The following is an 8,414-nucleotide window of genomic DNA, read 5'->3' on the forward strand; positions in this document are numbered from 1 at the left end:
GGCTGCCTCTCGGCGACCGTACTGCCAGCCGCCGAACGGGCGGGAGAACGAACCCACGAAGGCGCCGAGGAAGGCGAGGTTACCGATGGTGCTGATCCAGCCGATATTGGCCAGATCCGGGAAGTTGGCCTTGATCAGCGTCGGGAAGGCGAAGGAGAACCCGATGAACGATCCGAAGGTGCCGATGTAGAGGAAGGCCATCACCCAGGTGTGGCGGTTGGTCAGTGCGAGGCGGTAGGAGCGGCCGTCGGATTTCGCGGTGGACAGGCTGTCCATATAGCGCAGCGCGCCGAACGCGGCGGCGAGGATGAACGGTATCCAGATCAGCACCGACAGCGTGATTCCGAATCGGTACCCGGCCGCGTCCTTCGCGGTGAGGTGAGTGCCCAGGGTGATCAGCAGCGGCAGCAGCAACTGGGTCTGCGCCACGCCGAGATTGCCGCCCGCGGCGTTGATGCCCAGCGCCGCGCCCTTCTTCCCGTCCGGGAAGAAGAACGAGATATTGGCCATCGACGAGGAGAAATTGCCGCCGCCGAAACCGGACAGCGCGGCCAGCACCACGAAGACCCACATGGGCGTCGCGGGCTGGTTCACGAAATAGACCAGGCCCAGGGTGGGTATGAGCAGCATCGCCGCGCTGAAGGCGGTGAAGGCCCGGCCGCCGAAACGTGGGATGGCGAAGGTGTAGGGGATGCGCAGGGTCGCGCCGACCAGAGTGGGGATCGAGGTGAGCAGCAGGGCGTTGCTCACCGCGGTGGGATTTCCCTTGCCGAGACCTTCGAGGAAGCCGAAACCGGCCGCCCCCATACTGGTCACGACGCTGGCCCACAGCACCCAGATGCTGAAGCCGAGGTTCTCCGCGAACACGGAGAAGATCAGGTTCTTGCGGGCGGTGCGGTCGGCGCCGGATTGCCAGAACTGTTCGTTATCGGGTTCCCACCGGTCGATCCAGCGCCCACGGCGGCGGTGGGTGAACGGTGTGGTGTCGGAAGACTGTTGGCCGGTGTCGACAATCGCGGTCATCGGCGTCCCTCTCGTCATGTCTCGACGGCCCCGGAGCCGGGCCGCCCGGCCGCGGTGCCGGGCGGGTCGAGTGCGGTATGTGACGTGAGAAAACGCTAGAAGCCGGGTGTTTCAGGGGAATAGCGCGCAATGACGATGAGCGCAATTAGCGCTCACGCGAGCGGGATCCCCCGGTGATCGGTCCGTAACGCGGATGGAACCCGGTCAGGGTTCGGGGTATTCGGCGAGCAGGCTGTCCAGGAAGCACCGGGTCGTCTTGGCCGCGCGTTCGGCGTCGCCGTCGGTGATGGCCTGCACCAGGTCCCGGTGTTCGGCGCAGTACCAGCTGTCGATGCGGTCGGTGCGCGAGCGGATCCCCGATTCGATATTGCCCAGCAGCGAATCGTAGAACTCCAGATACACCGCGTTGTGGCTGGCGACCACGATCGCGCGATGCAACTGGACATCGGCCTCGATGGCCGCGGCGCGGTCGGTGCGCCACAGGCGGTTCCGGGCGTCGAGCAATTCGTGCAGGGTGGCGATATCGGCGCGGTCGCGCCGGTGCGCGGCCAGCGCGGCGGCGGTGGACTCCAGCCCGTGGCGTAATTCGAGGACATCGCGTTCGGCCGCCTCGGCGAAATACTTCGTGAGGGTGCCGCCCACTTCGGAAGTGGCGATGACATAGGTACCCGAACCCTGGCGACGCTCCAGCATGCCGGCGTGGACCAGTGCCTGGACCGCCTCGCGGAGTGTGTTGCGACCGGTACCGGTGAGTTCGGCCAGTTCGGGTTCGGTCGGGATCCGCGTCCCGATCGGCCAGCGTCCCGAGCGGATATCCTCTTTGAGTTGCTCGGTGACCTGGGCGATGAGACTGGTGCGGCGAACGCTTTGCACGGCAACAGCGTACCGCCCGTCACAATCCACTTGTCCCGCTGATTGAGTCATCCTATGATTTTGCAGTGACTGCAGCGCTGCCCGAGGTGACCCGAAAGGACGACCCGCCCGCCGCGCACCGCCGGCGCGCGCTCATCGAAGGCCGGTTGCTGGTACTCGCGGCGATTCTGATGTCGGCGCTCACCCTGCGGGTGGCGGTGACGGCCTTCACACCGCTGGCCGAGAAGATCGGCGCGGAGATCGGCTACTCCACCGCCGTCGTCGGCGTCTTCGGGATGATTCCCACCCTCATGTTCTCGGTCACCGGCCTGTTCACCCCGCTACTGGTGCGCCGTCTCGGCCTCGAGCGCACGGCGCTGCTGGCCATGGCCGCCGCCGGTGCGGGCATGCTCATCCGGGTCCTGGTCTCGGGCACCGTGGAACTGCTGCTGTTCTCCGCCCTGGCCCTGGGCGGCATGGGTATCGGTAACGTCGTGGTTCCGCCGCTGGTGAAGCGGTACTTTCCGGACCGGCTGGCCACGGTCAGCGCCCTTTACATCACCATGGTGCAGATCGGTACGGTCCTACCGGCGCTGGTCGCGGTGCCGCTGGCCGAGGCGCACGGCTGGCGCGTCTCGCTGGGCGTATGGGCACTGCTGGGCTTCGCGGCGGCCGTCCCGTGGATCGGGGTGCTGCGCGACCGGCGCGGCCGCGATCTGGCCGATACGACCGGATTGCCCGCATCGACCGCCCCCGCGCCCAAGGTGTGGCGCTCGCCACTGGCCTGGGGAATGGGCGCCATGTTCGGGATGACCTCGCTGACCACCTATTCGGTATTCACCTGGCTGCCGACCATCCTGTCCGACGCCGGCGCCGACGCCGCGTTCGGCGGTTCCATGGTCGCGTTGTTCGCGCTCATGGGCCTGGTGGCGGCCCTGTCCGCACCGACGGTGGCGGCCCGGATGGCCAATCCGTTCCCGGTGGTCGTCGGCTGCGCCCTGTGCTTCTTCGTCGCTTTTGCCGGGCTGTGGCTGGCGCCGATGAGCGTGCCGGTGCTGTGGGTGATCATCCTGGGCCTGGGGCCCAGTACCTTCCCCATGGCGCTCACACTGATCAATCTGCGCACCCGGACCGCGGCCGGATCGGCGGCGCTGTCGGGCTTCACGCAGGGCGTCGGGTATGCGCTGGCATGTATCGGACCCGTGGCCTTCGGGATGCTGCATACGGCGACAAACGGCTGGACGGCCCCGTTCGCACTGCTGTGTGTCTCGGTGGTGGTGCTGCTGATCGGCGCCTGGCAGGCCTGCAAACCGCGGCTGCTGGAGGACGATCCCGCGGTGTGCGCGCCCGTGTACTGATCCGCTCCCGAGTTGCGGCCGGGAGTGACGCGGGTCATCATCTCCGCAGGCCCTCACGGCGCCCGCCGCCGAATTTGGGCTCTTCGTGACGCACGGAAACCCTGATGTGACACCGAATTAACAACCCGGGCCTTCTCACCTGAGCACTCGTCGCCGCGTGAGAAACCGTTGATTCGACGGTCATTTTGGGCAGCATTCCGGCAATACCGCTTTCCTAACGTTGGGGTCGAACCACGTTGGGAGGCCCATTTTGAGCACGCAGACGGAAAGCCGCCGGAACCCGATTCGGGCATATCTCCGGCGGCCGAAGCTGGAGCGCTGGGATGCCGAGGACACCGCGGCCTGGGAGGCCGGCGGTAAGAAGATCGCCACCCGCAACCTGATCTGGTCGGTATTCGCCGAGCACATCGGATTCTCGATCTGGTCCATCTGGTCGGTGATGGTGCTGTTCATGCCCACCGAGACCTACGGGATCGACGCGGCGGGCAAATTCTTCCTGGTCGCGGTGCCCACCCTGGTGGGCGCGATCCTGCGCATCCCGTACACGGTCGCGACGGCCCGGTTCGGCGGCCGCAACTGGACGGTGTTCAGCGCCGCCGCGCTGCTGGTCCCGGCCCTGCTCACCCTCTACTTCGTCAACCAGCCGGGAACGTCCTATACGACCTACCTGGTCGTGGCGGCGTTCGCGGGTCTGGGCGGCGGCAACTTCGCGTCCTCGATGACCAATATCAACGCGTTCTACCCGCAGCGGCTCAAGGGCTGGGCCCTGGGCATGAACGCCGGTGGCGGCAATATCGGCGTACCGGTGATCCAGCTGCTCGGTCTGCTGGTCATCGCCACCCTGGGCAACGAGTACGCCACCGTGATCTGTGCCGCCTACCTGGTTCTGGTCGTGCTGGCCGGTTTGGGCGCCGCCCTGTTCATGGACAACCTGCCCAACCAGAAGGCCGATCTGTCCTTCATGCTGACCGCGCTGAAAGTGCCGCAGTCGTGGGCGGTCTCGTTCCTCTACATCGGCACCTTCGGCTCGTTCATCGGCTACAGCTTCGCCTTCGGCCAGATCCTGCAGATCAGCTTCGTCGCCGGCGGTGACACCGCCGCCGAGGCCACCCTGCACGCCGCCCAGATCGCCTTCATCGGACCGCTGCTCGGTTCGCTGGCCCGCCCCTACGGCGGCAAGCTGGCCGACCGGATCGGTGGCAGCCGGGTCACCGTGTACACCTTCGCGGCCATGATGGCGGCCGCGGTGGTGGTGGCCGTGGCTTCCACCGTCGCCGACGGTTCGGCGCACGGATTCTCCGGGCCGGTGCTGGGTGTGCTGGTCGCCGGATTCGTGGCCCTGTTCGTGCTGTCCGGTCTGGGCAACGGCTCGGTCACCAAGATCATCCCGTCGGTGTTCGACGCCAAATCCCGCGGTCTCGACGCGAGCCCCGCCGAACGCGCCGCCTGGGCGCAGAACACCTCGGGCGCGCTCATCGGTTTCGTCGGCGCCATCGGCGCGCTCGGCGGCGTCGGCATCAACCTGGTGCTGCGGTCGTCCTACGCCTCGACGCAGTCCGCGACCACCGCCTTCTGGGTGTTCACGGCGTTCTACGTCGCCTGCGCCCTGGTCACCTGGACGGTGTTCCTGCGCCGTCCCCGCCGCCCGGTATCCGACAACGAGGTCGTCGCCGCAGCCGAAGCCCTGGTCCGCGGGGCCGAGGCCGGCTCCCGCACCACAGCCCAGCCCATCGGATCCCGGTCCGCCCGGTCGCTCTGACACCGGATCTCCACGGAGGACACCATGAACGCACAGCGCAAAACAGTCGTCGTCGCCGGTCACGGCATGGTCGGGCACCGTTTCGTGGAAGCGCTCCGCTCGCGGGACGAGGCGGGCGCATGGCAGGTCGTCGTGCTCGGCGAAGAGAAACTGGCCGCCTACGACCGGGTCGGGCTCTCGTCCTATATCGGCAACTGGGAGCCCTCGGCCCTGGCGCTGCCGGGTAACGAGTACGCCGGTGACGAACTGGTGGATCTGCGGCTGGGCCAGCGGGCCGAGGTCATCGACCGGGACGCCCAGAAGGTGACCACGACCTCCGGTGAGGTGCTCGACTACGACGCGCTGGTCCTGGCGACCGGGTCCTATCCGTTCGTACCGCCCGTGCCGGGGCACGAACACCCGGAATGCTTCGTCTACCGCACCATCGAGGATCTGGACGGCATCAAGGCCGCCGCCGAGGCGGCCGGTCCGGGCGCGCACGGTGTGGTCGTGGGCGGCGGTCTGCTCGGGCTGGAGGCGGCCAACGCGCTGCGCCTGCTCGGGCTCACCCCGCACGTCGTGGAGTACAACGACCGGTTGATGCCGGCCCAGGTCGACGAGGGCGGCGGCGCGATCCTGGAGAAGCTGGTCACCGATCTGGGACTGGTCGTGCACACCGGGGTGGGGACCAACGGCATCGAGCGCAGCGACTCGGCCGGTCCGGCCGAACGGCTGAAGATCACCCTGTCCGACGACAGCGAGATCGATGCCGCGCTGCTGGTGTTCTCCGCCGGTATCCGCCCGCAGGACCAGATCGCGCGTGACGCCGGTCTCGAGGTCGGCCCGCGCGGCGGCATCATCACCGATCTGGGTCTGGCCACCTCGGATCCGAATATCTACGCGATCGGCGAATGCGCCGCGGTCGAGGGCGTCTGCTACGGCCTGGTGGCGCCGGGCTACACCACCGCCGAGATCGTGGCCGACCGGCTGCTGGGCGGCGCCGGTGAGTTCCCGGGCGCGGATATGTCCACCAAGCTGAAACTGCTCGGGGTGGATGTGGCGAGCTTCGGCGACGCGCACGGCCGCACCGAGGGCGCGCTGTCGGTCGTACTGCACGACGCGGCCGCGGGCACCTACGCCAAGCTGGTCATCTCCGACGATGCGAAGACGCTGCTCGGCGGCATCCTGGTGGGCGACGCCACCCAGTACGCCGCGCTGCGCCCGCTGGTCGGCCGGCCGCTGCCCGCCGAACCCGCCGCGCTGATCTCCCCGGCCGGCGCCGAACTGGGCGCCGACGCGCTGCCCGACGAGGCGCAGATCTGCTCCTGCAACGATGTCAGCAAGGGCGCCATCTGCGGCGCCATCGCCGAGGGCGCCTGCGATATCCCCGCGATCAAGGCCTGCACCAAGGCCGGTACGTCCTGCGGCGGCTGCGTGCCGATGATCAAGAAGGTGCTGGAACAGTCCGGCGTCGAGATGTCCAAGGCGCTGTGCGAGCACTTCGAGCAGTCGCGCGCCGAGCTGTTCCAGGTCGTGCAGGCCACCGGTATCCGCACCTTCTCCGAGCTCATCGCCCGGCACGGGAAGGGCACCGGCTGCGATATCTGCAAACCGACCGTCGCGTCCATCCTGGCCTCCACCTCCAGCGATCACATCCTGGAGGGCGAGCAGGCCGCGCTGCAGGACACCAACGACCACTTCCTCGCGAACATGCAGAAGAACGGCACCTATTCGGTGGTGCCGCGGATGCCCGGCGGTGAGGTCACCCCGGAACAGCTGATCGTGATCGGCGAGGTCGCCAAGGAGTTCGGGCTCTACACCAAGATCACCGGTGGACAGCGGATCGACCTGTTCGGCGCCCGCGTCGAACAGCTGCCGCTCATCTGGAAACGGCTCGTGGACGCCGGTATGGAATCCGGGCACGCCTACGGCAAATCGCTGCGCACGGTCAAGAGCTGTGTCGGGTCGACCTGGTGCCGGTACGGCCAGCAGGATTCGGTCGGGATGGCCGTGCTGCTGGAGAAGCGGTACCGGGGTCTGCGGTCGCCGCACAAGCTGAAGCTGGCGGTGTCCGGCTGCGCCCGCGAATGCGCCGAGGCGCGGGGCAAGGACGTGGGCGTGATCGCCACCGAGACCGGCTGGAACCTCTACGTCGGCGGTAACGGCGGTCTCACACCGAAGCACGCGGTGCTGCTGGCGGGCGATCTCGACGACGAGACGCTGATCTCCTATATCGACCGCTACCTCATGTTCTACATCCGCACCGCCGACCGGCTGCAGCGCACCGCGCCGTGGCAGGAGGACCTCGGCATCGACTACGTGCGTGAGGTGGTCTGCGAGGACAGCCTCGGTATCGCCGGCGACCTGGAAGCCGCGATGACCGGCCATGTGGCCGGTTACCGCGACGAATGGGCCGCGGTCCTCGACGACGAGGAGAAGCTGTCGCGGTTCGTGTCCTTCGTCAACGCCCCTGCCGAAGCGGATCCGACGATCGCGTTCGACGAGAGCGGGGAGCGCAAGGTCCCGGTGCTGCTGGGCCTGCCCGGGATGCCCGGAGGCGGCAGTGCGGCGTAACCACGGAGGGCGTCCCGGGCGGGCCCCATCGGCGCAGCCTGCCGGGGATGCCCGGAGGTGCTGTCGTGTCCGACGCCACGGAACCCGCTATCAGCGGGAAATGACCGCTTAACAGTCAGGTAACAGCCCGCCGGTACCAATGGGTAACGGCACGCGGAGGAGACACTCAGATGACCGTGATCGACACCCCGGTAGCTGCCCCGTCCACCACCGGATGGACTGTGGCATGCCCCCTCGAATACCTGATTCCCGGCCGCGGTGTGGCGGTTCTGTTGCCCGGCGGCCGGCAGGCCGCCCTGTTCCTGCTGCCCGAGGGCACGCTGTACGCGGTCGGCAATATCGATCCGTTCGGCCGGGCCGCGGTCATGTCGCGCGGTATCGTCGGCGACCGCGGCGGTGAGCCCGTGGTGGCGTCGCCGCTGCTCAAGCAGCCGTTCTCACTGCTGGACGGCCGGTGCCTCGACGACGACACCAAGCGGCTGCCGGTATATTCGGTGCGCGTGGCCGACGGAACGGTCTCGATTTCCGACGAACCCGTGGATATGAACGGCCTCCCGACATGACAGTTGCCGAGACGAATAATTCGCTGGCCGGTTTCACCGTCGGCATCACCGCGGCTCGCCGGGCCGAGGAATTCGCGACCCTGCTCACCCGGCGCGGTGCATCGATCGTCTCCGCCCCGGCCATCCGCATCATTCCGCTGGCCGACGATACCGAGCTCGAACGGGTGACCCGGGAACTGGTGGCCGCCCCGCCGCAGATAGCCGTCGCCACCACCGGGATCGGTTTCCGCGGCTGGATGGAGGCGGCGGAGGGCTGGGGTCTGGCCGAAGAACTGCGCGATACGTTCGGCGGGACCCGGATGCTCG

The 8,414-nt window shown here is 68.0% G+C and carries 7 protein-coding genes; 5 read left to right on the forward strand and 2 right to left on the reverse strand.

All coding sequences use genetic code 11. The features are described from left to right. Both ACWDU1_RS25330 and ACWDU1_RS25335 read right to left on the reverse strand, forming a co-directional pair. The coding region (locus ACWDU1_RS25330) for an MFS transporter (protein ID WP_450002147.1) at positions 1-1,023 on the reverse strand (1,023 nt) is incomplete at its 3' end. 204 nt (positions 1,024-1,227) lie between these two features. After that, complete coding sequence (locus ACWDU1_RS25335) at positions 1,228-1,896, reverse strand: FadR/GntR family transcriptional regulator (RefSeq protein WP_450002149.1); 669 nt, start codon at positions 1,894-1,896, stop codon at positions 1,228-1,230. Positions 1,897-1,961: 65 nt separating this feature from the next. Here ACWDU1_RS25335 and ACWDU1_RS25340 point away from each other — a divergent pair, with 65 nt between their 5' ends. The 5 genes from ACWDU1_RS25340 to ACWDU1_RS25360 form a co-directional block, all read left to right on the forward strand. Then, positions 1,962-3,233, forward strand: a complete 1,272-nt coding sequence (locus tag ACWDU1_RS25340; protein WP_450002151.1) for a CynX/NimT family MFS transporter — start codon at positions 1,962-1,964, stop codon at positions 3,231-3,233. Between the two features lie 283 nt (positions 3,234-3,516). Continuing rightward, positions 3,517-4,992: a nitrate/nitrite transporter gene (locus tag ACWDU1_RS25345; RefSeq protein WP_450002157.1), complete on the forward strand. Its 1,476-nt coding sequence runs from the start codon at positions 3,517-3,519 to the stop codon at positions 4,990-4,992. A gap of 24 nt (positions 4,993-5,016) precedes the next feature. After that, positions 5,017-7,545: a nitrite reductase large subunit NirB gene (gene nirB / locus ACWDU1_RS25350; RefSeq protein ID WP_450002153.1), complete on the forward strand. Its 2,529-nt coding sequence runs from the start codon at positions 5,017-5,019 to the stop codon at positions 7,543-7,545. A gap of 170 nt (positions 7,546-7,715) precedes the next feature. Further along, the gene (gene nirD, locus ACWDU1_RS25355) at positions 7,716-8,108 is read left to right on the forward strand and encodes a nitrite reductase small subunit NirD (protein ID WP_450002154.1); all 393 of its coding nucleotides are present in this window, start codon (positions 7,716-7,718) and stop codon (positions 8,106-8,108) included. Further along, positions 8,105-8,414, forward strand: a 310-nt coding sequence (locus ACWDU1_RS25360; protein ID WP_450002156.1) for a uroporphyrinogen-III synthase, incomplete at its 3' end; no start/stop codon positions are given. The genes nirD and ACWDU1_RS25360, both read left to right, overlap by 4 nt.

Source organism: Nocardia sp. NPDC003345 (genome assembly GCF_053589395.1).

Excerpts from the sequence above, each read along its gene's own strand:
- nirB (WP_450002153.1), top strand. The coding sequence starts at position 5,017 with ATGAACGCACAGCGCAAAACAGTCGTCGTCGCCGGTCACGGCATGGTC.
- nirD (WP_450002154.1), top strand. The coding sequence starts at position 7,716 with ATGACCGTGATCGACACCCCGGTAGCTGCCCCGTCCACCACCGGATGG.